This is a genomic window from Paenibacillus sp. FSL R7-277 (assembly GCF_000517965.1).
Taxonomy (GTDB): Bacteria; Bacillota; Bacilli; order Paenibacillales; family Paenibacillaceae; genus Paenibacillus_AQ; species Paenibacillus_AQ silagei.
Genome location: NZ_ASPX01000080.1, coordinates 270,727 through 297,307, shown reverse-complemented (window position 1 = coordinate 297,307; position 26,581 = coordinate 270,727). Strand labels below are relative to the sequence as shown.

Here is a 26,581-nt window from a genome sequence, read left to right as displayed (position 1 = left end):
CTTATACCTGTGCCCTGCTGTGAATACGGTACTCCTTGGGCGACATGCCGAACCGGCTGCGGAAAATCCGGTGGAAATAGGTATAGTTCGCAAAACCGCAGGTCTCGGAGACATGCTCCAGCGGCATGGGGCTGAACGTAATCTTTTCCCGGGCCATATCCAGCCGTACATCATTTACATATTTGACAATCGTGGTGCCGAAGGCTTCCTTGAACAGATGAACCGCCCGGGAGACCGAGATATCCACATGTGCGGCCACATCCTCCAGCCGGAAGGCGTAAGAGGCGTGTTCCTCAACGTACTGCTTCATCCGGTAAGCCAGATAAGCCTTCGGTGAGATCGCGGGCTGATCAATCATCAGCCGGTCAATCTCCATACATAGAATCTGCAGATAACAAGCAGAGATATCCGGAGAGGAGTCCGACAAGCGGCGCTGCTCCAGCACAAGCTGGCGGAAGAGGCCTAGAATATGATCACTCATCGGCAGGCGGAGTACCGCCGGACGCTGCTTGCGTCCCCACCATTCTTCAATCCACGGGCCGCTGCAAAAGATATGATAGTCACCGCTCTCGATCCTCGGCTTGCCGACGGGATAGACTTCCTTGTCGATACTCAAGTAGTAGGGATCATTCGGTGCGAACAGCATGAGATCACCGCTCTCAACGGTCGTAATGGCTCCGTTCTCCCTGGTGCGGCTGCGCCCTTCAGTCTGGAGCCGCAGCAGATAATACTGTACACCCTCGCTGCGTGACATATGAAATGGTTTGCGGTGGAAGGAGAATCCGGCGGATAGAATGTGGCAAGCGGCAGATGTTGTCATGTGTCCCTCCTAGTCTAATAAATGATAAGCAGATTGTTCATGTTTTAATCATATTATTCATTTTATTATATACGCTTTCATATTACCATGTAGCTAAGCAAAAAACATATAAATGATGTGGAGAAGGCCGTATTGCGGCGCTAATCGCTACATTTACAAACTCTGGAAGCAGTGGATGAAACCATGAGAACGCTGCGTTCTCCAATGTTTACAGCCCGTTTGTTCAGGTGATGCGCTTCAGGGAAGGTACCGGGAGTGCGGCGGCGGCAAGAACAGGATAACTCCGGATCATATAAGGAGTGGGAATAACAATGCTTAAGGTTGGACTGCAGCTGTACACGCTGAGAGAAGAACTGGAACAGGATTTCGAGGGAACTATACGTAAGGTAGCCGAGCTGGGCTACAGCGGTGTGGAGTTCTTCCACTATTTCGGCCGTACGGCCGGGCAGGTGAAGGCGCTGCTTGAAGAGACAGGGCTTGTTGCTGTCGGAGCACACCGTCCGTACGATGCGATGCTGAATGATACGGAGCAGGAGATCACCTTCAATCTGGAGATCGGCAACCGCAATCTGATCGTGCCTTATCTGACAGAAGAACAACGGAACTGGCCGGAGGTAGCCGCGGGTCTGCGGACCATCGGCGAGAAATGCAAAGCTGCCGGTGCTGTTCTGTCTTATCATAATCATGATTTTGAATTCACGGAGAAGGTTGACGGCCAGCCGGCCTTTGATTATCTGTTCGAAGCGGTGCCTGCTGAGCAGCTTCAAGTGGAGATGGATACATGCTGGGTGTATTACGGCGGATATGATCCGGCAGAATATATCCGTAAGTATGCAGGCCGCCTGCCGATCATCCACCTCAAGGATCTGAAGAAGAAAGAAGACGGCTCACCGGAGACTGTAGTACTCGGCGAAGGTGAAGTGGATCTGGCTGCGATCATTGAAGCAGCAGCTAGCGCTGGTGTGGAATGGGCAGTGGTGGAGCAGGACTTCTGCAGCCGCTCGCCGCTTGGTAGTGTCGCTGACAGCTTGAACTGGATCAAAACATATGAGAATCAAGGAGGAAGTATTCATGTCTAACAAACTCAAAATTGCTATTATCGGTTGCGGTGGTATCGCAAACGGCAAACATATGCCAAGCCTTGCCCGTCAGGAGGATGCCGAAATGGTGGCATTCTGTGATATCGTGGAAGAACGTGCCCAGGAGGCTGCCAAGACCTACGGCTCGGAAGGCGCTGCTGTATTTACCGATTTCCGTGAGCTGCTGGCAACGGGCGGATTCGATATCGTGCATGTCTGCACGCCGAATGACAGCCATTCCGAGATTACGGTTGCTGCACTGGAAGCCGGCAATCATGTATTGTGTGAGAAGCCGATGGCCAAGACCACTGCACAGGCTAAGGAAATGCTGGATGCCGCTAAGCGTACTGGCAAGAAATTGTCCATCGCTTATCAGAACCGTTTCCGCGCAGACAGTGAATATCTGAAGGGGCTGTGTGAAGAAGGGGAGCTTGGCGATATCTATTACGGTAAGGCTATTGCGCTTCGCCGCCGCGCGGTTCCAACCTGGGGCGTGTTCCTGGATGAAGAGAAACAGGGCGGAGGACCGCTGATCGATATCGGTACCCATGCGCTGGATCTGACACTCTGGCTGATGAATAACTACAAGCCGCGTATGGTGGTAGGCTCTACCTTCCATAAGCTGGGCCAGAAGAAAAATGCCGCAAATGCCTTCGGTCCATGGGACCCTGAACAATTCAAGGTAGAAGATTCCGCCTTCGGCTTCATTACAATGGAGAACGGTGCTACAATTGTACTTGAATCGAGCTGGGCGCTGAATGTGTCCGAATTCGGCGAAGCCAAGACGATGCTTGCCGGAACGGAAGGCGGTGCGGATATGAAGGACGGGCTGCGTCTGAACGGTGAACGTGCCGGCCGCCTCTATGAGACCAAGGTGGACCTGTCCTCCGGCGGTGTAGCCTTCTACAGCGGAGCTGCGGAGAATGAAGCAGACCGTGAAGCCCGTCTGTGGCTGGAAGCCGTAAGAGAAGACAAGGATCCGGTGGTTCTGCCGGAGCAGGCCTTCGTAGTTACCCAGATTCTTGAAGCTGTGTATGAATCAGCACGTACCGGACGCGCCGTATATTTCGACGGAAGTTCTGACAACTAAGAGCATCTTCCGGTTCACGCGACTATTAGACAAACAGGAGTGGAATCCATGAGTTCAATCAAACATACTTTAGCCATCGTTGGTTACGGCGGAATGGGAAGCTACCATACCCAACTAATCAAAGAGAGTGACCGGGTGGTAGTGACCGGTGCCTTCGATCTGCTGGAAAATCGGCGCGCCCTGGCTGAGGAAGCAGGCTACACCGCATATTCCAGTTATGAAGAGTTGCTGGCAGATCCGGCTGTGGACATCGTTCTGATCGCTACACCGAATGATGTACACAAGGACATTGCCCTTCAGGCTTTTCAGGCGGGCAAGCATGTAGTCTGTGAGAAGCCGGTGGCCATGTCCTCGGCTGAATTCATCGAGATGCAGGCTGCTGCGGAGGCGGCCGGACGGGTGCTGATGGTGCACCAGAACAGACGCTGGGATGAGGATTTCCGCGTAATCAGGGAGATGTATGAGCGGGGGACGATTGGATCACTCTTTCAGATTGAATCCCGGGTGCATGGTGCCAACGGAATTCCCGGCGACTGGCGTCATGTGAAGGAGCAAGGCGGCGGGATGCTGCTGGACTGGGGCGTGCATCTGCTGGATCAGCTGTTGTTCATGATTGACAGCAAGGTGAGCAGTGTCAGCAGCAGTCTGAGCTTTATCCTCGGCAATAACGTGGATGACGGATTCGATGCGGTGCTGCAGTTCGAGAACGGCATCAGAGCCATCGTCGAGGTAGGGACAACCAATTTCATTACGATGCCAAGATGGTATGTGAAGGGCACCGGGGGAACCGCTATTATTGAAGACTGGTCGCTGAGAGGCAGAATTGTAGCCCCTAACCACGAATCGGAAAAGATTGAACCCACACCGATCCGCGCAGGTGTAGGCTTGACTAAGACGATGGCCCCGCCTTCAGAAGGCTCGACCGTCCTTGAAGATCTGCCTGCGGCATTAGAGATGACCTCCAGCTTCTATGATAATCTGGCCGCTGTCATCGAAGGCACGGCGGAGCCGATTGTCAAGAATGCTGAGGTGCTTCGAGTGCTAAGACTGATTGAGGCGATCTTTGAAGCAGCAGAGCGTAACGAGACGGTTAAGAATTTCGATATCTACGGAGCTTAAGCAGGCTTCAATACAACCTTAGGAGAGGTGGAATCTGCAAATGAAACTTGGAGTATTTATGGTGTTGTTCGGCGGCCGCAAGCTGGAGGATGCACTGGATTATGTGGTCTCCAAAGGACTGAAAGCCGTTGAGATCGGTACCGGAGGGTACCCTGGAAACAGCCACTGCAATCCCAAAGAGCTGCTGGAGAATGAAGCGGCCCTTCAGGAATTCAAGCACGCGATTGAATCCCGTGGCTTGATCATCAGCGCGCTAAGCTGCCACGGCAACCCGCTGCACCCGCAGAAGGAGCTGGCAGACAAGGATCACGAAGTATTTGTAGACACCGTGAAGCTTGCACAGAAGCTGGGCGTCAAGGTTGTGAATACCTTCTCCGGCTGTCCGGGCGATCATGAAGGCGCGAAATATCCGAACTGGCCGGTTGCCCCATGGCCGAATGATTACCAGGAGATTCTGGCCTGGCAGTGGGAGAACAAGGTCATTCCTTATTGGACAGAGCAGGCGGCCTTCGCCACTGCACATGATGTGAAGATTGGTCTTGAGCTGCACGGAGGCTTCTCGGTACACACTCCGGCTACCCTGCTGAGATTAAGAGAAGCTGCCGGGGATGCCATAGGGGCGAACCTTGACCCGAGCCATATGTGGTGGCAGGGAATTGATCCGGTACAGGCCATTCATATTCTCGGCCGTGAAGGTGCAATCCATCACTTCCACGCGAAGGATACCGTTATTGATCCGGTGAACGTCAACAAGCATGGCCTGACGGACATGCAGTCCTATACGAATATGCTGGACCGCGCCTGGCAGTTCCGTTCCGTAGGCTACGGACACGATGTCAAGGTCTGGGCAGATATGATGAGCGCACTGCGTCTGGTAGGCTACGACTTTGTAGTCAGCATTGAGCATGAAGACGGCTTGATGTCCATTGAAGAGGGCTTCTCCAAAGCGGTTGACAATCTCAAGCAGGTGCTGATCGAAGAGCCGCTGTCTGAGATGTGGTGGGTCTAACCGGTGGAGAGCTTCACTAAAGTCCAATTGAACGACTGGCAGCTTAGTCTCTTGACTGCCGCAGCCTTTGGGACAGATGTGCAGATCGCCAGCAGCAGGGAGTTGACTGCCGGATTCTTCAATACGGCTTATGACCTGGAGCTTAGCGACGGCCGCTCCGTCATTCTTAAGGTGGCTCCGGACCCGGAGACAGAGACTCTTAGCTACGAGAAGGATATCATGCGTGCTGAGGTGGAGGCTCTCCGGCTGGTACGTGCTGCTGGCGGTGTGCCTGTGCCGGAAGTGTACAGCTATGACGACAGTCTGCAGCTGGTTCCGTGTCCGTATTTTTTCATGGAGAAGATTGAAGGGCAGCCGTATAACGAGGTGAAGGAGAGTCTCACCGAGGAACAGCGGTATTCCATTGAATACGAGCTGGGTCAGTATCAGCGGAGAATCAATGCGATTGAAGGGCCGGCTTTCGGGCTGTTCGGCAAAGAGTCTGACGGGAGTGGGCTCACCTGGAGGGAGACCTTCCGGTCTATGCTGCTGAACCTGCTTCAGGATGCGGTCAGGCTGGGTGCACGATTGCCCGCAGAACAGCAGGAAATAGAACAGGTGCTGGAGCTGTATCTGCCTGCTCTGGATGAAGTGACGCAGCCGCGCCTGGTGCACTGGGATCTGTGGAACGGCAACATCTTTGTAAGGGATGGGGTAATCGTATCCATCATTGACTGGGAGCGGGCGATGTGGGGCGATGTGCTGCTGGAGTATTATTTCCGGCATTTCGAGAGCTCGGCAGCGTTCTATGAAGGGTATGGGTCGGCTTTTGCCAGCCGGAATGAAGGGCTGCGTAAGCAGCTATATGACCTGTATCTGGACCTTATCATGCTTATAGAATGTTATTCGCGCCAGTACAAGGATGAGAATCATGTGAACTGGGCGCATGAGAATCTCGCTGAGTCCTGGAAGCGGTTCTCGGCTCTGGTACTATAGGATACACAAGAGGCCGGATCTCTTCTGAGATTCCGGCCTCTTGAGATTGTGTACAACAGACCAGATGAATGTCAGTCAGCAATCAGTAGCTGCTGTTCCGGATGGCAACAACCGGGCTGATGTCAGCTTCATAGTCAACGCCGCCGGATTCGAAGCCGAACAGCTGGAAGAACTCGCGTCTGTAACCGGCCAGATCGGAATATTCGTAGACGTTCTCCGTGCTTAGCATGGGCCAGATCCGGTCCACTTCCGTCTGCACAGCATGGCTCATCTCATGGTCATCTATCCGTATTCGCCCTTGCGCATCTACCGGAGTCCCTTCAGGGTTGTACAGGAAACCGGTATACAGCCGGTAGGCTTGCTCAATACAGCCTTCGTGCACTCCCTGTTCCTTCATGACCTTATAGAGTACTGAAATGTATAGCGGGACTACAGGAATCGCCGAGCTGGATTGGGTCACCAGCCCCTTACTGACTGCCACATAGGCGCGGCCGCCAGTTCGTGATAATTCTGCATTCAGCTGTAAGGCTGTAGCTTCCAGATGGTCTTTAGCCCGGCCGATGGTGCCGTCGCGGTAGACAGCCTGTGTAAGCTCTGGACCTACATACGAGAAGGCGAGAGTGACCGCATCTGCTGCCAGAACGCCGGAATCCCGGAGCGCTTCAATCCATAGCTGCCAGTCTTCTCCGCCCATCACATGAACAGTAGCATCGATTTCAGCTTCGGTGGCCGGTTCAATCTGTACGGTGCTTAGTTCTCCGGTATGGAAATTAACGGTTGTATTGGTATAAGGGCTGCCGATGGGCTTCAACACAGATTGATAAACTTCTCCGGTCTGCGGGTCTGTTCTGCGCGCCGAGGCTACACTGTAGATGACCAGATCAACCTGTCCAAGCTCACTGCGGATCAACTTGATGGTCCGTTCTTTTGTCTCAGCGGTAAAAGCGTCCCCGCACACGCTATAAGAGCACAGGCTCGCCGTGTGGGCCATCTCCTCAAACGCTGCGGAATTATACCAGCCTGCGGAGGCGGTCCGGGTCTCGCTGGCTGTACTCGGCCTATAGACACCTACAGTGGCTGCTCCAGCACCGAAGGCTGCTGCAATTCGGGCAGCAAGCCCGTAACCGGTTGAAGCGCCGATAACGAGCACATTGCGGGGACCTGTAAACCTTTTTTGATTCAGTACATAGGTCACTTGCTCCTGTACCTGCTGCGCACAGCCTGCCGGATGGGCAGTCGTGCAGATGAACCCGCGGGTTCTTGGTTTTATGATCATTTTAGTGTTACCTCGCTTTCCTGGGTGGTCCTAGGATATAATTTACTTTATCGAGTGTTATCCCCGCAAGCAGGACAGTGACAGCAGAGAACATACCGGATGACAACTTTCACGGCAAAGGGACGGATGTTATGATGTTGAACTGGCTTCAAATACATATGGACGTAATAAGCTTGCTGTGGCTGCTGCCTGTAGTCTTTATGTTTCATGATTTTGAAGAGATTCTTACAGTGGAGTCTTGGGGGAACAAACATGGACCGGCTGTTACCGCATCGCTTTCCCCCTCCTTGCGGAAGCGTATGGCACCTATGATGGGCATGACTACGAGGAATTTTGCCATGGATGTGCTCTTCGTGTATATTCTGATAGTAGGGGTAACCTTTGTTGCGGTATTTTTAGAGTTCTACTGGCTCTACTTAGCTGTCCTCGCTGCGCTGCTGCTGCATGTCTTCACACATTTGGCACAAAGTATGGTTCTGAAGCTGTATACCCCAGGTGTTGTGACAGCATTGCTTGTGATATTTCCGTATTCCTTGTATGCTTTTTACCGTCTGCTTCATGAGGGTGTTGTCAGTGAAGCTGACATAGGCTGGTCGCTGCTGCTCATGTTGATTCTAACACCGCCGCTTGTATGGGGATTGATGAAGAAGCGGACAAGGCATAAGCATAGCGAAGAATGATGATTTTTGACGGTGACGTTTTCAGAAAAATCTTGACGTAAGCCCCTAAAGGTAGATAAAATAATAGTATTGCGTGTTTTTTGGAATCACTATCATAACTTGAAAAGAAACAGAGAGGGTGACAGGATGGAGCGCCTTTTAGAGGTAAAAGACCTGGCTATATCATTCAGAACACGCGGAGGAGAAGTTCAAGCAATCCGTGGTGTCAGCTTTCATGTAAATAAAGGGGAGACACTGGCGATTGTTGGCGAATCCGGTTCCGGTAAGAGCGTAACCTCGCAAGCCGTCATGAAGCTGGTTCCTCAGCCTGCGGGCGAATATAAGCGTGGACAGATTCTGTTCGATGGACAAGATCTGATCGGCAAGAGTGAGAAGCAGATGCAAAAAATCCGCGGCAAAGAAATCGGAATGATTTTCCAAGATCCGATGACTTCACTCAACCCGATGATGAAGGTTGGCCGGCAGATTACGGAAGTGTTGTTCAAGCATGAGAATATCACGAAGGAAGCTGCCTACAAACGTGGTGTTGAATTGCTTAATCTGGTAGGTATTCCGTCACCGGAACGCCGTTTCCAGCAGTATCCGCATGAATTCAGCGGCGGGATGCGCCAACGTGTTGTAATCGCTATGGCATTGGCTGCTAACCCTAAGCTCCTGATTGCCGATGAGCCGACAACCGCGCTTGACGTAACGATTCAGGCACAGATCCTTGATCTGATGAAGGACCTGCAAAAGAAGATTGATACAGCGATCATTTTCATCACCCATGACCTTGGGGTTGTGGCAAGAATGGCTGACCGTGTAGCTGTAATGTATGCCGGACAGATCGTTGAAATGGGTACCGCAGAAGAGATCTTCTACGATCCAAGACATCCGTACACTTGGGGCCTGCTGGCTTCCATGCCAAGTCTGGAGAGCAAAGGCTCGATGCTTACAGCGATCCCAGGCACACCTCCCGACTTGATCAAGCCGCCTAAGGGGGATGCTTTCGCCCTGCGCAGCACGTATGCAATGGCGATTGACATGGAGAAGGAACCGCCAATGTACAAGGTATCGGACTCCCATCTTGTGAAGTCCTGGCTGATGCATCCGATGGCACCAGCGGTGGAGCCGCCGGATGTCGTGAAGAAGCAGCGCCGCGTGTTGAGCAATGCCTATCCAGAGCCGGTACTTGTCGGCAACAGCAGCGAATACTAAGTTTGATTAGATCAGCGTCAGGCCATAATCGGCCTGGCGTTTTTTTGTTATATGGGGGATTATACTTCATATAAACCTAAAACAAAACTAACTAATATAAATAAAAGTATTGACTTAATCTCATTTGCCCAGCAAAATGTAAGGGTATACATAGGGAGGTTATGATGAGATGAGAAAAAGATCCTTAACGGCGCTGATATCCTTATCCTTGCTGTCGGCATGCAGTGGAGGGAATCCGGAGGGGCCGCCGGAGTTCGGGAATGTATCTGTACACGATCCCTCTGTGATTAAGGTGGAGGATACGTATTACGTGTTCGGTTCGCATCTGGCCTCGGCCAAATCCAAGGACCTGATGTCGTGGACGCAGATTTCTTCCGGCGTGACGGACGATAATGTGCTGATACCGAATGTAACGGAGGAGCTTAGCGAGACGCTTAGCTGGGCCCAGTCGGATACGCTGTGGGCACCGGATGTCATTCAGTTGGCAGACGGCAAGTTCTACATGTATTACGATGCCTGCAAGGGGGATTCCCCGCTGTCGGCGCTAGGTATTGCCGTAGCCGATGAGATTGAAGGTCCTTACAAGAATAAAGGCATTATTCTGAAGTCGGGAATGTCCGGCATCGGGGATGATGGAGAGGTGTACGATGCCACGGAGAAGCCGAATGTGGTGGACCCTGATGTGTTTTTTGATAAAGACGGCAAGCTGTGGATGGTCTACGGCTCCTACTCGGGCGGCATCTTCATCCTGGAGCTAGACCCGGCTACGGGCTTCCCGCTGGAGGGCCAGGGCTACGGCAAGAAGCTGCTCGGAGGGAATCATGCGCGGATTGAAGGGCCGTATATGCTATACAGCCCGGAGACCGATTATTACTATCTGTTCCTCTCCTACGGAGGGCTTGATGCGAATGGCGGCTATAATATCCGTGTAGCGCGTTCCAAGCATCCGGCTGGCCCGTTCGAGGACTCGGAAGGTAAGGCTATGCTGGATGCGCAGGGGACGCCTGGAGTGCTGTTCGATGATCCGGCCTACGCACCTTACGGCGTGAAGCTGATGGGGAATCATGAATTTGTGAATACAGATGAAGAAGCGGCCGGAGCTGGTACAGGCTATGTCTCCCCGGGACATAATTCGGCTTACTATGATGAGACAAGCGGGCAGTATTATCTGATTTTCCACACGCGGTTCCCGGGTCTTGGGGAGCAGCATGAGGTTCGGGTTCATCAGATGTTCATGAATGAAGCAGGCTGGCCTGTTGTCGCACCCCACCGTTACGGAGGAGAGAAGATCGGCAAGTACACTGCCAAGGATGTGACGGGTGCTTACATGCTGGTGAACCACGGCAAGAAGATTACGGCTGAGCTGGCGGAGTCGCAGTTGGTGGAGCTGAACACAGACGGCACGATAAGCGGAGAAGTAACAGGTACATGGGCCTTGAGCAAGGATCATATGGCGAAGCTGACGATAGAGGGTTCGGAGTACAGCGGGGTGTTCCTGCGGGAATGGAATGAAGCGGCCGCAAGCGAGGTAATGACCTTCACGGCACTTTCAGCAGAAGGCGTTGCAGTCTGGGGCAGCCATGTGTCACCGGAGAAAAAGTAACCTGATCCCGTGAACAGTCAAGTCACAGCCGGCATCATACCCTTAACCATGACAAAGAGCGGATCTCCCTTAGAATGGGCGATCCGCTCTTTGCTGTACATAGGAATTAGCTCCGATTACGCTTCATACTTGCGCAGAACGATTACAGCGTTGTGGCCGCCGAAGCCAAAGGAATTGGAGATCCCGATCTTCAGCTCCGCTTGGCGGGCTACGTTAGGGACATAATCCAGGTCGCAGTACTCATCCGGCTGCTCCAGATTAATCGTCGGCGGGATGAGCCCTTCTTGCAGGCTTTTGAGCAGGGCAATAGCTTCCAGACCGCCGGCTGCGCCGAGGGCATGTCCGGTCATCGATTTGTTCGCCGTGACGGGAATCCGGTAGGCCTGCTCTCCGAACAGCTTCTTGATCGCCAGGGTCTCCGAACGGTCTCCGACGATTGTGCTGGTCGCGTGCGCGCTGATGACATCTACTTCCCCAGGTGTAATTCCGGCCTCGCTGAGTGCCAGCTTCATTGCCTGATAGGCTCCTATCCCCTCAGGGTGGGTGGCTACCATATGATAAGCGTCCGAGCTGGCGCCATATCCGGTGACCTCGCCATAGATGACGGCATCTCTGCGCAGGGCATGGGAGAGGGATTCGAGGATCACAATAGCTCCGCCCTCCGCAATAACAAATCCGTCCCTGTTCCGGTCAAAAGGCCGGCTGGCCCCCTGCGGCTCCCCGTTCCGGGTAGACAAAGCAGTCGCATTCCCGAAGCTGGCCAGGGCAATCTCGGTCACCGCCGCTTCCGCCCCTCCGGCGATGATTACATCGGCCCCGCCGTAACGGATCAGGCGGAAGGCTTCGCCAATGGCCGTATTCCCGATGGAACAGGCAGTCACCGGCGAGAGTGTAGGCCCCTGTGCCCCCAGCTTGATGCTGATCATGGCTGCCGCCATATTGGAGATCAGCATCGGGATCAGGGTAGGGCTTACCCGCTCCGGTCCCCGGGAACGCAGCAGTTCGCCCTGGTCCATCAATGTCTGGATACCGCCTACGCCGGAGCCTACATAGACGCCCAGCCGTTCCCGGTCCAGCTCCTCCAGCCGGAGACCGGAATGCGTCCAGGCTTCCTCTGCGGCAGCAAGCGCGAACTGGCTGAACCGGTCCATCCGCCGGGCCTCCTTGCGGCCGAATCTGGCATCCGGGTCGAAGGCCTGTACCGAGCCGGCAATCTTGGTTTTGAAGTGAGTGGTATCAAAAGAATCAATCGGCGTAATCCCCGATTCTCCTGCCGTAAGGCGGCTCCAGAACTGGTCCACGGTATTGCCAAGCGGGGAGATGACACCCATTCCTGTAATCACGACACGTTCCATCTGCTATTCCTCCTGTTAATCTGAATAAGCTTATTTTTTCATGTTGCTTATCCTATTACAAGTTGTAGTTTATACTAGTATAATTACTACTACACTAACAGACAGACGAACTGTAAGGCAGGAGGAAGCATGATGTCCAATCAGAACAGGCTTCAAGCATTATCAGAATTCCTGAAAGCAAGACGCGCGGCCATCACCCCGGCAGCGGCGGGCCTCCCGGAGGGCACCCGCAGGCGGACGCCCGGGCTCCGGCGTGAGGAAGTGGCGCAGCTCTCGGGAGTAAGCAGCACCTGGTATACCTGGCTGGAGCAAGGGCGGGATATTAAAGTATCTCCATCCGTTCTTGATTGTATTGCCGCAGCATTGCAGCTGACGAAGGATGAGCGGAGTTACTTGTTCGCTCTGGCGCTGGAGAACGGGCCGGGAGTCGCAGACTATACCCAAGAGGAGCCTTCGGTGATTCATCCGTCCCTGCAGAAGATATTGCAGGAGCTGAAGACCTGCCCGACAATCATCTCGGACCGGCACTGCGGTATTGTCGGCTGGAATGAGGCGGCGGCGCATGTGTTTCTTGATTTCGCCAAGCTGGCTCCGCAGCAGCGCAATATGATCTCACTGCTGTTCGAGCGCAAGGAGTTCAGGCGGCTGGCGGTGAACTGGGAGCAGTTCGTGCGGGGATACTTATCGATCTTCCGCGCCTACTATGGGCAATACCTGGAGGACCGCTGGTATGATGAATTCATTGCGGAGATGAAGGAGGGGCATCCGGAATTCAATCATTTATGGGAAGAGAGCCGGGTCAGCTCCGCGCCGGATGTTGTACTGGAATTCCGGCATGCCAAAGCCGGCAAAATGCTGTTCCATCTAACCTCCCTACAAGTACAAGGTGCAGCGGATCTGCGCTGTAGCATCTACACGCCAGCCGGTGACTCTGGCACAGAAGCCAAGCTGAAGCAGCTCATGGAACCTAAATAATACAGGTGATAGAATTTTCTTATTGATTCATAAAAAACTATAAATATGCAATATAGATTTTGCAGTTTATACTCCTAATATGATGAATTTCTTCCTGCGGGACCGGAAAAGGGGTAAAGATATAATGGCTAAAGTAACGGGATTAGAAGGCGTAGTTGCCGGAGAGACAGCAATTGGATTGGTAGATGGGGAGAAAGGGTATCTAATGTACCGCGGGTATTGGGCGAAGGAGCTTGCGGTGAGCAAAAGCTATGAGGAAGTTGCTTATTTGCTCTGGAACGGACATCTGCCTGATGCGGAGGAGCTGGCGCAGCTCAAGGTGCAGATGGCAGCGGAGAGAGCGATTCCTGAATATCTCTGCAAGATGCTTGATCTGTATCCGGCGTCTGTACCGCTGATGCTGGTATTACAAAGTGCAGTGGGTGCGCTTGGGGATGAGGAGAACGCTACCTGGCCGCCCACACTGAAGCAAGCCGTGCGGCTGACGGCAATGCTACCGGCGATCATAGCTTACCGGTACCGCAGCCTTCAGGGCTTGCCGCCGCTGAAATCGCTTCCTGAGCTTGGCCATGCCGCGAATTATCTCTATCTGCTCACAGGCAAGCTGCCTGAAGAGGCTCATGTAAAGGCGCTTAGTGCCTATATGATCCTGTGCATGGAGCATGGCATGAATGCCTCTACCTTCGCCGGGCGGGTGGTGCTGTCCACGGAATCGGATATGTGCGCGGCCGTAGCCGGATCGATCGGGGCCATGAAGGGTCCGCTGCATGGCGGCGCGCCGTATGAAGTGATATCGATGCTGGAGGAGATCGGGACGAAGGAACGCGCGGAGCCTTGGCTGAGAGAGAAGCTTGAGGCCGGGGAGAAGCTGATGGGCTTCGGGCACCGGATCTACAAGACCAAGGACCCGCGGGCGGAAGCCCTGCAGATTGCGACCCTTACGATGGTCGGCAAGGATGCTTCCTTTGATCTTGCGCTTCATGTGGAGGCTACAGCGATAGCGCTTCTGGAGGAATATAAGCCGGGCCGCCGCCTGTTCACCAATGTCGAGTTCTATGCTGCGGCTATTCTGAAGGCGCTGGAGCTGGCGCCTGAGATCTTCACGCCTACATTCACAGCGGGAAGAATTGTGGGCTGGACGGCCCATTTGCTGGAGCAGTCAGCCCATAACCGGATTTTCCGGCCACAATCTACTTATATCGGACCTATGCCTGAATCAGAGACTGCCTTGTAAAAGCACATACCATCCGCCCAAACGGCGCACAAAACATCTTCAGCCGCCTAACAGCCGGGGCCAACCCGCAGCGAGGCGCATGAGAAATGTCCCGGAACGTAAATAATGCCCTTTCCACTTCCTGCTGGGAAGGGAAAGGGCTGAAAAGTTTGCATTCATGTTACTAGGAGGACTTGATGATACTTATTGATCGGCTGTATTTGAAGCCCAGACAGGATACCAGCCTAAACCCACGTTCTTTGTGTTGTAAAGAACTAAATTTCCGTCATCTTGAACGATTAGCAGGTCACCCACGAGGTTGACTGGTACATTCCCTTGTCCGTACCACGCTGTAGCCCATGCATTATTGTCTGACGTCCAAAATGGAGTATTATTCCAATCCATTAACTTAAGTCTGCCATTATATTGATCAATAGCGAGCTGGGATATTCTAAAGTCGCTGGTATTGGTGTGCCATATCATGGTGCGTTTGTGATTATTCCATAACTGTATATCTCCTGAAGGCATAAAATTCAGGATATATTTCATGTTGTTTGATACTAGCGGGCTCGCATTCCCAATAAATCTTTCGCGAACCGTGAGACGTTCTCCAAATGCAAATGTTGCAGAAGCAATAGGGAGCTGGATCATGAGCACCGCAAATAACAGCAGAAAAATCTTTTTCATAATAGCCTCTTTTCTGGTATATTTTATCATTTCCTCATCAACTATATCATAAATTTTATATAAATGAGAGATTAATCTAAAGATTGCAAAATATATTTCTGAATTGAGAGATTCAATCAAATAAGCGGAATGGATCGTATTTGTCCTGAAACGACAAAAAGATGGACTCCCCGGAATAGCGAGAAGTCCAAAAATAGTCAACAGAGCATGAGGGGGATACTCTTACATTAGATTAGAAATCAGAGGTTGCCACTTCGATGGTGCCGAAGACTGCACCGGCAGCTGTGCTGAGAAGTCCGGCGACAAGCAGGGCATGAACAGATAGAGTGAGACTGTTAAATGCAGGGATCAGATAAGTGACCACTGGAGCGTTGACGCGGTAAATAACGAGATCCACGGGGAACCCGGAATTGTTGTTTACCGTCACAGCTGCGTTGATGCCACCTGCCAGATTTTCATAGTAAGATTTACCTACAGAAGCCGGCAGATTGAAGAATTGTTGCGGTAATAGGATAGCCATTGTAATGTCCTCCTTTTCCTTGTGATAGGATAGTATATTCGGCAAAACTATGATTGCTGTAACGTATGCCATGGGAGATTCACACATTTCAATAGGACGCCGGCAGATTCATAGACAAATAGACAACCCGGATCTATGGTACACTGGATGTAATCTAGTGACAGGTAAGGGGAAATGACAACGATGAAGCTGGTGTCCTGGAATGTGAACGGTCTGAGAGCTTGTGTGAATAAAGGGTTTAGCGAGTATTTCCGGGAGGTTGACGCAGATATCTTCTGTGTGCAGGAGACGAAGCTCCAGGAGGGACAGATTGTTCTGGACCACGGGGAAGAATATGCCGAGTACTGGAATTATGCGCTCAAAAAAGGATATTCAGGTACGGCTGTATTCACTAGAATCAAGCCGCTATCCGTACGATATGGACTGGAGCAGGAGACGGAGGATGAGGGGCGGATTATCACCCTGGAATTCCCTGATTTCTATCTGGTGAATGTGTATACGCCGAATGCCAAGCGCGATCTGTCGAGGCTGGATTACCGGATGGAGTGGGAGGACCGGTTCCGCGCCTACTTGCTGAAGCTGGATGAGCATAAGCCGGTTGTCGTATGCGGGGATCTGAATGTGGCGCATCAGGAGATTGACCTGAAGAATGCGAGATCGAACCGGGGGAATTCAGGCTTCACCGACGAAGAACGCGGCAAAATGACCACGCTGCTCGCAGCCGGCTTCGTGGATACCTTCAGATGGTTCTATCCTGAGCTGGAGGGTGCCTACAGCTGGTGGTCCTACATGCCTAAGGTCAGAGAGAAGAATGTGGGCTGGCGGATCGATTATTTTCTCGCTTCAGAGCGCTTGACCCCGCGTCTGCTGGACGCCGGAATTGAATGTAATGTCCTAGGCAGCGATCATTGCCCGGTGGTCCTCCATCTGGCGGATACGGCGGAAGCATAGACAGAGTGTATAGATATGATATACAAAAGGCGGTATCCCGGAGTTCGGGATACCGCCTTTTGTGATTGTGTCAGCGGCTGAGCGGAGGCTAACCAGTTAATCTGACGAGCTGCCTGGCTCCAGCACCGGGGACCGCCGGTGTTTCGTAGCCTGCTCGTAACTATAAGCAATCCCTAGCAGCATAGCTTCACTATGGGCTGAGGCACAGAAGGTGATACCTTGCGGTCCCTTGGTAAGATAGCCGCCTGGTGCAACAATACCCGAGTAGGTATAGCCGGCAGGAACTGTAATCAGCGGATAACCCGCTCTTGCCGCTACTTCACATCCGTGATCTCCGGGGAACAGGAGCGCATCCAGACCGTAATGCTCCAGGGCATAATCGATTCCCTGCTTACCGGCCAGTGAACGGGAATAATGCAGCTGCTTCAGGTATTCCTGCTTTGTAATATCATCCCCGGAGGTGTTCAGCCATTCCAGTGTTCCTTGGCCATATTTCAGCGCCTGTTCGCCATGCTGCTGGTTGAAATCTATCAGCTCCTGCAGAGAATGCACAGGAGCGGATTCCGGCAGGCTTCCCAGATAGCGGTTCAATCCCCGCTTGAATTCATATTGCAGAATCGTAGCCTTCCATTCAGCATCCTGACAGGGAAGCTCCACGAGTTCAATGATTTCTGCCCCCAGCTCTCTCAGGACCGCTATGGCAGATTCCATCATATCCAAGGCTTCATGATCCAGATCCTTATAATAGAATCGCGGAATTCCGATCCGCTTGCCTACCAGTGCATGAAGCTCCAGACCTGCCGAATAATCCAGTACAGCAGAGGAAGAAAAGTCAGCGCTCTCGGCTAATACGTTAAGCAGGAGTGCAGCGTCCTTGACCGTTCTGGCCATCGGACCAGCGCTGTCCTGGCTGGCGATTCCCGGTATAATGCCCTTGTTGCTGACCAGTCCCCAGGTAGGCTTAAGGCCGACCAGGGAGTTATGGGCTGCCGGGCTGATGATGGAGCCAGAGGTCTCCGTGCCCACGGCAACGGTGACAAGGTTAGCGGCAACCGCAGCCGCACTTCCCGAGCTGGAGCCACCAATGAACAGCTCTCCGGGTCCGTAAGGGTTCAGTACAAGTCCACCACGCGAGCTGTATCCGGCCCACATCGCCGGCGACATGAAATTGGCCCATTCGGTCATATTGGCTTTGCCCAGAATCACTGCCCCGGCTGCCCTTAGCCGTGTGATAAGCTCAGCGTCTTCTGCTGCTATGCAATCGGCAAGCGCCAAGGCTCCTGCACTGGTGTGCAGCTGATCTGCTGTGCCGATGTTATCTTTGACCAAGACCGGAATACCGTGCAGCGGTCCCCGGCTGCCCTGATCCCTTCGTTCCTGGTCGAGCCTCGCGGCAATCGCAAGAGCCTCTGAATTCACCTCCAGTACGGAGCGGAGCAGACCGTCCAACCGGTTGATTCTTTCCAAATACCAGCCTACCAGCACTTCGGAGGTTAGGTTACCTTGTGCCATTTGCTCCTGAATGCTGGTGATGTCTGCTTCTATTAACCAATCTAGCCTGTCTAGATCAGTGGATATACGGGTGAAATCGTTATTATTCATAAGTGTTGTACCTCTATTCATTGTTTGTCGTGTTGTCCACGGTCTCGCTTGCCGCTGCCTGATGCCGCTTCGGCCAGCTGATTACATTGCGGGTTCTGCTAAGCTCCTCGTAGAGGAGCGGACGGTCACGCTTAATCAGCCGCAGCACCAGATGGATGAAGAAGGCCAAATCTGCCAAGAGGATGACTATTTTCACAAGAGCAGCCAGCGCTGTGCCGATAGAGACGAAGAAGGAGGAGTCAGGCATCAGGGAATTCATTCCGCCTAAGACGCCATAGAGTAATCCATATCGTGCCCATACCCCCCAGGGTCTGGCCGGGCCGCCGTCTTCACTCCTAAGCCGGATACGCACGACCCATTTGCCGAAGGTGCGCCCGCCTGTGAGCAGAGGAATGCTCAGGAAATAGACCATACTAACTGCCCACAACGAAATACTCAGCGAGAGCAGATTGAGGAGAATGGTCACCGCGAGCAGCAGGATGGAATCCAGCAGGAAAGCAAGGGCGCGGCGGGTGTAGGTCACTCTTTTGGCGGAAAGGTCCTCTTGGCTGTCAAGCTTCTCAATCCTCGGCAGCAGGCCGGAGATCCATAGGGAGAGCTTGAATCCGATCATGCCGCCCAGCGTATTCGTGATCATGTCATCGACATCGAAGATCCGGTAGGGGTGGTCGAAGAACCCGTAAATGCCTGTAATTTGCGTAATTTCGAACAACAGCGACAGCGCAAAGGACAGAATAATGCAGACCACCCAGCGCGTGCGAAAGTAGTAGCCCAGGAACATACCGAAGGGTACGGTCAGCAGTACATTGAAGGCCGCCAGCAGAAAATCCGCTCCGGTCAGCACATTAAGGTAGCTGGAAGGGTCGCTGCGCGTAATTGGCGTATTGTGCAGAATATCCTGGATGAACTGCAGCGGCACGAACTGGAGCATGCTCCCGGCGGGGGCTGCATTATGCCTGGAATCAGGCAAGGGAAGCAGGACCAGGAAGAATGCGTTAAGCAGGTACAGCAGTAGCAAATACAGCACCAAGGCCCGGATTTTATTGATATAGCCGTGCCGGCGGTATTGCACGATCAGCAGCGGTAAGGTGAAGAACAGCGCCGCAACCGGAAAAGCCATGAATGCATAGGAAATCGGAAATAGATAAGTCTGGAACATGGGTTCACCTGCTGTCAGTATTTTGTCACAACGACTTCATTATAGAATTAAACATAAACCGTCTCAACAGAATTAATCATTCTAACCGTTCTTTCCTGCATAGACATGTTAGGAGAGGAGCGTGAGGACTATATGGAAAAGAAGGTTCAACAATATTACAAGCTCAAGGCGAAGCAGAAGGAGCTGGAAAAGGAGCTGGCCGGACTCCGGCAGGAGATTCTTGCCCATATCAATGAAGCGGGGCAGACTGAGGCGGTGTTCGGCAGCTACAAGGTGAAGCTGGTCACTCAGAACCGCAAGGAATATGATGACGACAAGCTCTATCAGACCTTATCCGACCCCGAACTGTGGCGGCTGCTCTCCCGGGCAGATCCGGCCAAGGTGGCCAGCCTGACGAAGCTGAAAGTGATCGCGGAAGAGAAAATCGCCTATACGTATGATGTGAAGACTATTCAATTACTTCAGGTGGATAAGAAGTAGCGGAAGCGCTGCCGGAAGCGGAGGGATTACATTATGCTCAGCTTCCGGTTGTATATAGAGCATAGATAGGTGCCATCTTCCCGGTCTTCCGCTATAATTATACAGAGACAGTGAAGATATGGAGGAAGAGAAGAAATGAAGGATTTTGAGCAGATGCTGGAGAAATACGCAGAGCTGGTAGTCAAGGTCGGTGTGAATGTGCAGCCGGGACAAGTGCTGATGGTTCACGCCCCGCTGGAGACAGCGGAGCTTACCCGGCTGATTGTAGGCAAGGCCTATGACGCCGGAGCGAAATACGTGCTTGTAGACTGGGACGATGAAGCGGTCACACGCATCCGTTACGAGAAGGCTCCTGAGGAATCGTTCGGGTATTATCCGCAGTGGCATGCCGATATGCTGGAGGGATTCGCTGAAGAAGGCGGGGCTATATTACATATAAAGGTGCCGGACCCGGAATTATTCCGCGGGATCGATTCGGCCAAGGTCTCCACTGCCGTTAAGGCGGCTGCGGTTGCGCGCAAGAAGTACCAGGCCTACACCCGCAACAGTAGAATCAGCTGGTCGTTGATCAAAGCGCCGACACGTGCTTGGGCGGACAAGGTGTTCGCTGATCTGCCGGAGGAAGAACGGATCGATGCGATGTGGGAAGCGGTGTTCCAGATGAACCGTGTGAACAGCGAGGACCCGGTTGCGGCGTGGCGCAGCCATATCGGAGAGCTGAAACAGAGCCAGGACCGTATGAACGCCAAACGCTACAAAAGCCTGCATTACCGCGCTCCGGGCACGGATCTGCGTGTCGAGCTGCCGGAAGGCCATTTATGGCGCGGCGGCGGTGGGGAGAATGCGCGCGGCGTCTATTTTGTAGCGAATATGCCTACTGAAGAGATCTATACGATGCCCCATCGCACCGGCGTAAATGGCACGGTCAAGAGTACGCTTCCGCTGAACCTGAACGGGCGGCTCGTCGACGGAATTACTGTTACCTTCACAAACGGCAAGGTTACAGCGTATGACGCTGAATCCGGCCGCGAGCACCTGACTTCCCTGCTGGATACGGATGAGGGAGCCTCATACCTCGGAGAAGTGGCGCTGGTGCCGCATGACTCGCCGATCTCCCGGCTGAACAGAGTATTCTATAACACCGGAATTGACGAGAATGCCTCCTGTCATTTCGCCCTGGGGAGTGCTTATCCGGTGAATATTGAAGGCGGCACTTCTATGACCAGCGAGGAGCTGCTGTCCAGAGGTGCCAATGTCAGCCTCACGCATGTCGATTTCATGGTCGGCTCCGATGCGCTTGATATTGACGGGGAACTGGCCGACGGTACGATCGAGCCGGTGTTCCGCAAGGGGAATTGGGTGCTCTAGGTGTGTCCTATCGAGAAGTGAAGTAATCTACAGAACTAAGTCATCCTAACGGATGAATAGGATTACCTTCGCACCAGTGCAATGTATACTGTTTTCCGCATACATTCTGGCCATACGCCCGCGCGCAGTACAATGTATACTGTTTTCCGCATACATTCGGGCCATATGCCTGCGCGCAGTACAATGTATACTGTTTTCCACATACATTCAGGCCGAGTGCCTGCTTGGGAGCACAACGTATGCTGTTTTTCACATACATTTGGTCCAACACACCTTCTCCACAGCAGCAGGAAACTATAGTTTCCTATATAACAAGAAAGGCCGCAATATTCCCGGCAACGGGGATTGCGGCTTTTCTGTTGAAATATAAGAATTTATAGGTTTTACGCTATAAATTATTCTTCTATTTCTCGCTGAAACGGTACCGTCCTTTAAAAGGACGGCAAAGCCGTTTCCACTTGTTCATGAGGATTATAAAATAATTGCCGCAGACTAAAACTGTTTGCATAACCTCTCCGTCTAATTCATGTAAAAAAAGATGGAGAGGAGAGGGAGAGATGACGATGTCAGGCGCAGAGATGAAACGGGTCACTGCCGCTGTGCCGCTTGAAGAGACAGATTTCGTCAAAGCGGTGATGGAGCACAGCGACCAGTTATATTCTATTGCCTACAGTTATCTGGGCAACCGCAATGACGCGCTGGAAGCGTTGCAGGAGACGACTTGCCGGGCGTGGATGAAGCGAAGGACCCTTAAGGACTCAGGCGCGTTCAAATCCTGGCTGATCAGGATTCTAATCTATGTCTGCATTGACGAACAACGCAGAAGGAAGAAGGCGGTTCCCACAGCGGCAGAACATATGCAGGAGGCCGTCATTCATAACAGTACCGAATCTATGGAAATGCAGTGGGCGCTCTCGCAGGTGAAGGTGAAATACCGCCATGTGCTGCTGCTCAAATATTATAACGACATGACCTTGGCCGAGATCGCGGTGCTGCTTAAGAAGCCGGAGGGGACCGTCAAAACCTGGCAGCACAAAGGGCTGAAGCAGCTTAGGACCATTATGAAGAACCGGGGTGAGTGGGATGGACAGTAGTAGAGAAGAGCAGGCGATGCTGACGGATGCGGCACGTATACACAAGGAAGCCGGAGCGGACGCCGGAGGCAATGAGATTAGGCAGGCTGTTCAGGCGGGAATCGAGCGCGGACGCCAAAAAAGCTGGCAAGGCAGACTCACCAAAGGCTCCTTCCTCGGATTAGCCGCTGCCGCGGTTACCGCAATCATTCTGTTCCTCATTCCGGTCATTCATGATGCAGCACCTCGTGCTGCCGGACCTGCCGGAGAAGTGAACTGGGGCGGGCTGGAAATGTTCAAGCGGCTCTATTCTTCTGATTCAGAGGCACCTACACTGGATACGGCCATCCGGCACGGCTATATCCAGGAAATTAATCAAAGCGTAGCCAGCGGAGATTACCGGATTACCCTGAATGCAGTAACGGCGGATGAGAATAAAATCATCTTTTTGTATACAGCAAATGTCGCGGAAGGACAGGAGATCTATAGTGTTAACAGTGCGAGAATCAAGAATGCGGCAACCGGCTATGATCTTGAGAACGGGGGCGGGATCGGCGCCCATGCTAAAAACGATGGACACGATGATAAGCGTATTTTTTACGGGCGCGGCGCCATCCTTCTGGACCGGAGCAAGCCGTTCCCGGAGCAGCTGGAAGCGGATTTCCAGATTGCCTCAATGGATAAAGGGAAAATGAAAGATCTGGCGAAGGGTGTCAATGTAGCCGATGTGCATTATTCCCCGAGACTCAAGATCAGCTTCAAGCTTGACCCGAAATTCAAAAGGCAGCAGACAGTTATTGTCCGGCCGGGGGAGGATTTCATGCTGGAGGGGATTCAAGTGACGCTCGAGCAGGTTGAGCTCTCTCCCTTGATGATCCGCACTGTAGTCAAAATTAAAAACGAGTCTGAGATTACATGGGAGAACAGGCAAAAGATATCTGGCGCTGTACACAGGAATGAAATTCAGTCGACAGCCAAGTACGGAACCACCGAGATATGGTCACCGACAGGTACTGGAACCGATGAGGGCTTTGAACATTATTTCGGCAGCAATCTGCTCGATCAGCCGGAATCAATGAACATGATTATGAAGACCGGAGAAGGCAAGAATACCAAGGAGATTAACTTGCCAATCCTGCCGTGAATCCTTGCATGTGGAAAAGGCTGACCGCCGGTATGTCCGGCGGATCAGCCTTTTTGGCGGTTGGGTTAGAGTGGTTGTAATACCCGGTTATCAAACCTGAAGGCAAGCTTATTGCCGTCAAAAGTCTCTCCGGTTCTTTCGGTATATTTCCCCTGCGTGTAGCGGGAGACGGTCTTCCGCCAAAATTTCTGTCCGGTTATATTCTTCGCCGCCGGATTCGTGAACAGCTCCCATTCACCCCGGAATTGTTCAAACACCAACACCGCCGCCTGTTCCGCGATTCCTGTCCCTCTGAAGGGCTGCAGCAGAAAATAGTCGCTCACGAAATAATCAACGCCCTGTGCACAGTAGGGAGGGGTGGCGATGCGGGCGAAGCCTGCCGGCATCGCATTAGCTTGAATTAGGAAAGAGTACAGAGTGCCCGGCTTGTCCCACCAAATATTCTGGACCTCGTACTGGTCTGCCAGCGTGCGGTATTCGTCCGTATCCTCAAAGATACCATGCCGGTTAGGAAGATGCCCCTCCACAAGTCCGTAATGTCCCGACAGATCGTGCAGATAGAGCGGGTACATATTTTTGATAATGTGGGCTTCATCCGGTCCGGTTAGCTTGATTGCGATATTCATTTCCAGCCTGCTTTCTGTAATTATCTATAACGTCTACTCCCACTGTATACCGGGAATGAAGTCTTTTCATAGGCAAGTCTCTGTTATAAACTGAACTTTATCTATTCGCATCTTAAAAAAGCCGAAACTTCCGATATCGGAAATTCCGGCTTATTCTCTCTGTATATTACTTCGCGGAGACCAGTGCTAAGTAGCTAACCGGACCAGTGGACAGCTTGATTTTGGTTTTGCCGTCATTGCTGTACCGGTACAGGCAGTCGTTATCCAGACCGTTGATATAATACAAGCCGGGAATATCGTCTGTAATTACAGAGTAATCGGACTCAACGCCCGTCATTTTGGTCAAGGATGAATCGGCATTCAGAACGTAAGCATCGGCTGCGGTGAACAATACGGTGGTGAGCGCCGCTCCGTTCTTAACCGTTCTAATATCTTGAACATTCGTCAGCGGCAGCGCCTTGGAGGCGATGATTTTGCCGTTGGCCAGCGTGCTGATGTAGGCTTTGCCTTTGGAATCTGCATATACCAGCTTATCCGCAGCAATCTCGCTGATGCTGATCACGCTGTTCTGGCTGAGCTGCAGGATCTTTCCGTTCTTATCCATCAGGAAGCCTTTGCCGGTGTTATAGTCCAGCTCATCGCCGGTGGCATCCACTTTAATGCCTTTGTTGAACAGAAAATAATGGTCGGACCAGCTACCGGCAGTGGCGGCATTGGATTCAAGCGGATTTTTGGCATTGGCTGCTTTGGGAGCTCCACCGCTTAGAGGGAGGGTGTAGAGCACCATTGAGTTCAGAGAATACTCGGTTTCGGCAGGTTTGTTGTCAATCATAAGGTTAATACTTGTAGTATAAGGATGATAAAATTTGCTCTTCTGAATCGCTCCGCTGGCAATCCACTGAATGGCTCCACTCCCGTCGCGGGACCTCGAAGCAACCCAGGTAGTGTTGTTCTTCAGCGCATTATAGTAGATCCGCCCGCCTGATACGTCGAAGGCCCGGAAATTCACATCGGCATTGTCTGCGATAAGAGTAAGCTGTGAATCATCGTCAGCGTCGGCCAAGGTGCGGTAGATGTGTCCTGTATCATCCAGGAAGTACAGATAGGGACCCTCGAACAGGTAAAAGAGGATATTCCGGTCCCCGAGGAAGCTCGTAATTAAAGCATCGGGATCACTTAGGGACAGCCGCTGAATTCCCATACCGTCATTATAGTAAAAATACAGATATTTGCCGGTTGAATCTAATCCGTTGCCGTCATAATTCTCAACGATCTTCTGTGTCTCACTTCCATCTGTGGTCACACGGTATAGAACATCGTCAGAGACATAGTACACATATGATTTCGCAGAAGCTGCCGCTGCTGCCGTATGTGACTGTCTGCCGCCCCCAACTGTACCGAGTGCCGCCAGTAGCAGCACGAGCAGAAAGACACCTGTTTTTCTGGATAGTAATTGTAAAGCCTTCATAGTCATTCTCCCCTTCAGCCAATGTGGTAAACATACGAACAAATCCTGTTCTAATAAGATATCGGAGAAACGGGCAGTTTCAAATATACAGCTTAAGCCCTAAAAGGCTTGCATGAAAGAGAAAATGAACCGGTAGGCTGGGACTCATGGTCCGGTAGAATCAATGCGATAAGCAATAGATCAGGATGGCCTGCTGAAGGTAGATCAGGCTTTTCTTGAACCCGAATCCGGCAAAATAAGGCGAAGCAATCACCTCTTCACTGACCTCCTCATTGCGGAAGAAGGGAGGACAGGGGTTCAGCAGTGCCCCGGGTCTTGTCTGCTTCATCCGGTCCAGTGTAATCTGATAGGCGCCGATATACTCCGGGGTCAGGAAATCCTTGGGCAATGAATCGGTAAGAATCACATCGCTCTCCGGCAGCACGCTGTCCAGGCTCGTATGAAAGGTATAGCCCGGGTGATTGCCGCTAGCCATCTCATGACCTGGCGTGCATACATGATGGAAGGATAGATTCAGGGCTTGCGCCGCCTCCAGCCAGGTTCTTGATATATTGCCGGGCGGTCCCACGAAGGTGTAGGTCAGCTCCCGGTAGTTGTCCCGGAGGGTGCGCAGAGCATACAGGTCAGCCATAATCTCGCAGGGATGATTATGTGCGGTCATTGCATTAATAACGGGAACAGAGGCGTGTGCAGACAGCTCCTCCAGTTTGCAGAGATCCGGGATTCTGGCAATGATGCCATCCCCCCAGTTCTCCAGGTAGCGGACGATATCACCCGGCGCTTCTTTCTTGTTGAGCGTCTCCGGCGGAAAGGTAATGCAGGCCCCGCCCAGATCGCTGATGCCTTTCTCGAAGCTGACCCGTGTCCGCAGACTGGTCTCCGGGAAGAAGAGAATCATCGTTTTACCTTCGAGCAGCGGTTCTGATTTTCGGTGACGAAGCCGGTCGGTTAATTCAAAGATATCCAGAATCTGCTCTGAAGTAAGCTGGTTGATATTCAAAAAATGCATAGATCTATCCCCCGGTAGATGAGAAATCAGCAATAATTGCCGGTTGAATAAATATACAATAATCAGGAATAGTATACAACCCATTTAATGTTAAAAGTGCATT

General features: G+C 52.3%; 25 protein-coding genes. 15 read left to right on the top strand and 10 right to left on the bottom strand.

Annotation, left to right across the window (positions count from 1 at the left end):
* Position 1: 1 nt before the first annotated feature.
* A complete protein-coding gene (locus C173_RS23395) occupies positions 2 to 820 on the bottom strand; it encodes a helix-turn-helix domain-containing protein (RefSeq protein WP_036729137.1) in 819 nt (272 codons plus the stop codon).
* A gap of 311 nt (positions 821 to 1,131) precedes the next feature.
* On the opposite strand from C173_RS23395, the gene C173_RS23390 reads away from it, so the two are divergent.
* Genes C173_RS23390 through C173_RS23370 form a run of 5 tightly spaced genes read left to right on the top strand, consistent with a single transcriptional unit; the run spans position 1,132 to position 6,092 of the window.
* The gene (locus C173_RS23390; protein WP_036729134.1) at positions 1,132 to 1,899 is read left to right on the top strand and encodes a sugar phosphate isomerase/epimerase family protein; all 768 of its coding nucleotides are present in this window, start codon (positions 1,132 to 1,134) and stop codon (positions 1,897 to 1,899) included.
* Positions 1,892 to 2,989: a Gfo/Idh/MocA family protein gene (locus tag C173_RS23385; RefSeq protein ID WP_036729132.1), complete on the top strand. Its 1,098-nt coding sequence runs from the start codon at positions 1,892 to 1,894 to the stop codon at positions 2,987 to 2,989. Before C173_RS23390 ends, C173_RS23385 begins: the two co-directional genes overlap by 8 nt.
* A gap of 48 nt (positions 2,990 to 3,037) precedes the next feature.
* Positions 3,038 to 4,108 (top strand): Gfo/Idh/MocA family protein, encoded by a 1,071-nt coding sequence (locus C173_RS23380; RefSeq protein WP_036729129.1) that lies wholly within the window; start codon positions 3,038 to 3,040, stop codon positions 4,106 to 4,108.
* 40 nt (positions 4,109 to 4,148) lie between these two features.
* A complete protein-coding gene (locus C173_RS23375) occupies positions 4,149 to 5,117 on the top strand; it encodes a sugar phosphate isomerase/epimerase family protein (protein WP_036729128.1) in 969 nt (322 codons plus the stop codon).
* A gap of 3 nt (positions 5,118 to 5,120) precedes the next feature.
* On the top strand, positions 5,121 to 6,092 hold the full coding sequence (locus C173_RS23370; protein ID WP_036729125.1) for a phosphotransferase family protein: 972 nt from the start codon (positions 5,121 to 5,123) through the stop codon (positions 6,090 to 6,092).
* Positions 6,093 to 6,174: 82 nt separating this feature from the next.
* Here C173_RS23370 and fabV read toward each other — a convergent pair whose 3' ends face one another.
* Positions 6,175 to 7,368: an enoyl-ACP reductase FabV gene (gene fabV / locus C173_RS23365; RefSeq protein ID WP_036729122.1), complete on the bottom strand. Its 1,194-nt coding sequence runs from the start codon at positions 7,366 to 7,368 to the stop codon at positions 6,175 to 6,177.
* Positions 7,369 to 7,526: 158 nt separating this feature from the next.
* Here fabV and C173_RS23360 point away from each other — a divergent pair, with 158 nt between their 5' ends.
* The 3 genes from C173_RS23360 to C173_RS23350 all read left to right on the top strand — a co-directional run bounded on the left by C173_RS23360 (position 7,527) and on the right by C173_RS23350 (position 10,848).
* Positions 7,527 to 8,048, top strand: coding sequence for an HXXEE domain-containing protein (locus C173_RS23360; RefSeq protein WP_209873302.1), 522 nt, complete (start codon positions 7,527 to 7,529; stop codon positions 8,046 to 8,048).
* A gap of 126 nt (positions 8,049 to 8,174) precedes the next feature.
* Positions 8,175 to 9,245, top strand: a complete 1,071-nt coding sequence (locus tag C173_RS23355) for an ABC transporter ATP-binding protein (RefSeq protein ID WP_036729120.1) — start codon at positions 8,175 to 8,177, stop codon at positions 9,243 to 9,245.
* A gap of 169 nt (positions 9,246 to 9,414) precedes the next feature.
* Positions 9,415 to 10,848 (top strand): glycoside hydrolase family 43 protein, encoded by a 1,434-nt coding sequence (locus tag C173_RS23350; RefSeq protein ID WP_036729118.1) that lies wholly within the window; start codon positions 9,415 to 9,417, stop codon positions 10,846 to 10,848.
* A gap of 116 nt (positions 10,849 to 10,964) precedes the next feature.
* On the opposite strand, the gene fabF is transcribed toward C173_RS23350, so the two are convergent.
* The gene (fabF, locus tag C173_RS23345; protein ID WP_036729115.1) at positions 10,965 to 12,203 is read right to left on the bottom strand and encodes a beta-ketoacyl-ACP synthase II; all 1,239 of its coding nucleotides are present in this window, start codon (positions 12,201 to 12,203) and stop codon (positions 10,965 to 10,967) included.
* Positions 12,204 to 12,335: 132 nt separating this feature from the next.
* Between fabF and C173_RS23340 the strand changes: the two genes are divergently transcribed.
* Positions 12,336 to 13,178: a helix-turn-helix transcriptional regulator gene (locus tag C173_RS23340; protein WP_036729112.1), complete on the top strand. Its 843-nt coding sequence runs from the start codon at positions 12,336 to 12,338 to the stop codon at positions 13,176 to 13,178.
* Between the two features lie 124 nt (positions 13,179 to 13,302).
* Entirely contained in the window at positions 13,303 to 14,412 is a 1,110-nt protein-coding gene (locus C173_RS23335) for a citrate synthase/methylcitrate synthase (protein WP_036729110.1), read from the top strand.
* Positions 14,413 to 14,595: 183 nt separating this feature from the next.
* On the opposite strand, the gene C173_RS23330 is transcribed toward C173_RS23335, so the two are convergent.
* A complete protein-coding gene (locus C173_RS23330; RefSeq protein WP_036729107.1) occupies positions 14,596 to 15,078 on the bottom strand; it encodes a hypothetical protein in 483 nt (160 codons plus the stop codon).
* 232 nt (positions 15,079 to 15,310) lie between these two features.
* A complete protein-coding gene (locus C173_RS23325) occupies positions 15,311 to 15,598 on the bottom strand; it encodes a hypothetical protein (protein ID WP_036694360.1) in 288 nt (95 codons plus the stop codon).
* A 183-nt stretch (positions 15,599 to 15,781) separates the two neighbouring features.
* On the opposite strand from C173_RS23325, the gene C173_RS23320 reads away from it, so the two are divergent.
* The gene (locus tag C173_RS23320; protein WP_036729105.1) at positions 15,782 to 16,549 is read left to right on the top strand and encodes an exodeoxyribonuclease III; all 768 of its coding nucleotides are present in this window, start codon (positions 15,782 to 15,784) and stop codon (positions 16,547 to 16,549) included.
* A 96-nt stretch (positions 16,550 to 16,645) separates the two neighbouring features.
* Here the strand turns inward: C173_RS23320 and C173_RS23315 are convergent, their stop codons facing one another.
* Entirely contained in the window at positions 16,646 to 18,151 is a 1,506-nt protein-coding gene (locus tag C173_RS23315) for an amidase family protein (RefSeq protein ID WP_051478320.1), read from the bottom strand.
* Positions 18,152 to 18,164: 13 nt separating this feature from the next.
* A complete protein-coding gene (locus C173_RS23310) occupies positions 18,165 to 19,310 on the bottom strand; it encodes a VanZ family protein (RefSeq protein WP_036729102.1) in 1,146 nt (381 codons plus the stop codon).
* Positions 19,311 to 19,442: 132 nt separating this feature from the next.
* Between C173_RS23310 and C173_RS23305 the strand changes: the two genes are divergently transcribed.
* The 4 genes from C173_RS23305 (at position 19,443) to C173_RS23290 (ending at position 23,375) form a co-directional block, all read left to right on the top strand.
* Positions 19,443 to 19,790, top strand: a complete 348-nt coding sequence (locus tag C173_RS23305) for a hypothetical protein (RefSeq protein WP_036729099.1) — start codon at positions 19,443 to 19,445, stop codon at positions 19,788 to 19,790.
* A gap of 135 nt (positions 19,791 to 19,925) precedes the next feature.
* Positions 19,926 to 21,158, top strand: a complete 1,233-nt coding sequence (locus C173_RS23300; protein ID WP_036729096.1) for an aminopeptidase — start codon at positions 19,926 to 19,928, stop codon at positions 21,156 to 21,158.
* 557 nt (positions 21,159 to 21,715) lie between these two features.
* Positions 21,716 to 22,252 (top strand): sigma-70 family RNA polymerase sigma factor, encoded by a 537-nt coding sequence (locus C173_RS23295; protein WP_051478319.1) that lies wholly within the window; start codon positions 21,716 to 21,718, stop codon positions 22,250 to 22,252.
* Positions 22,242 to 23,375 carry a DUF4179 domain-containing protein gene (locus C173_RS23290; protein WP_081751303.1) on the top strand — a complete coding sequence of 378 codons (1,134 nt, stop codon included), beginning with the start codon at positions 22,242 to 22,244 and terminating at the stop codon, positions 23,373 to 23,375. The genes C173_RS23295 and C173_RS23290 overlap by 11 nt, the downstream gene beginning before the upstream one ends.
* 65 nt (positions 23,376 to 23,440) lie before the next feature.
* Here the strand turns inward: C173_RS23290 and C173_RS23285 are convergent, their stop codons facing one another.
* The 3 genes from C173_RS23285 to C173_RS23275 all read right to left on the bottom strand — a co-directional run bounded on the left by C173_RS23285 (position 23,441) and on the right by C173_RS23275 (position 26,478).
* On the bottom strand, positions 23,441 to 24,001 hold the full coding sequence (locus C173_RS23285) for a hypothetical protein (protein WP_036729091.1): 561 nt from the start codon (positions 23,999 to 24,001) through the stop codon (positions 23,441 to 23,443).
* Between the two features lie 166 nt (positions 24,002 to 24,167).
* Positions 24,168 to 25,469: a DUF5050 domain-containing protein gene (locus tag C173_RS23280; RefSeq protein ID WP_036729090.1), complete on the bottom strand. Its 1,302-nt coding sequence runs from the start codon at positions 25,467 to 25,469 to the stop codon at positions 24,168 to 24,170.
* A 160-nt stretch (positions 25,470 to 25,629) separates the two neighbouring features.
* The gene (locus C173_RS23275; RefSeq protein ID WP_051478317.1) at positions 25,630 to 26,478 is read right to left on the bottom strand and encodes an ornithine carbamoyltransferase; all 849 of its coding nucleotides are present in this window, start codon (positions 26,476 to 26,478) and stop codon (positions 25,630 to 25,632) included.
* Between the last annotated feature and the right edge of the window lie 103 nt (positions 26,479 to 26,581).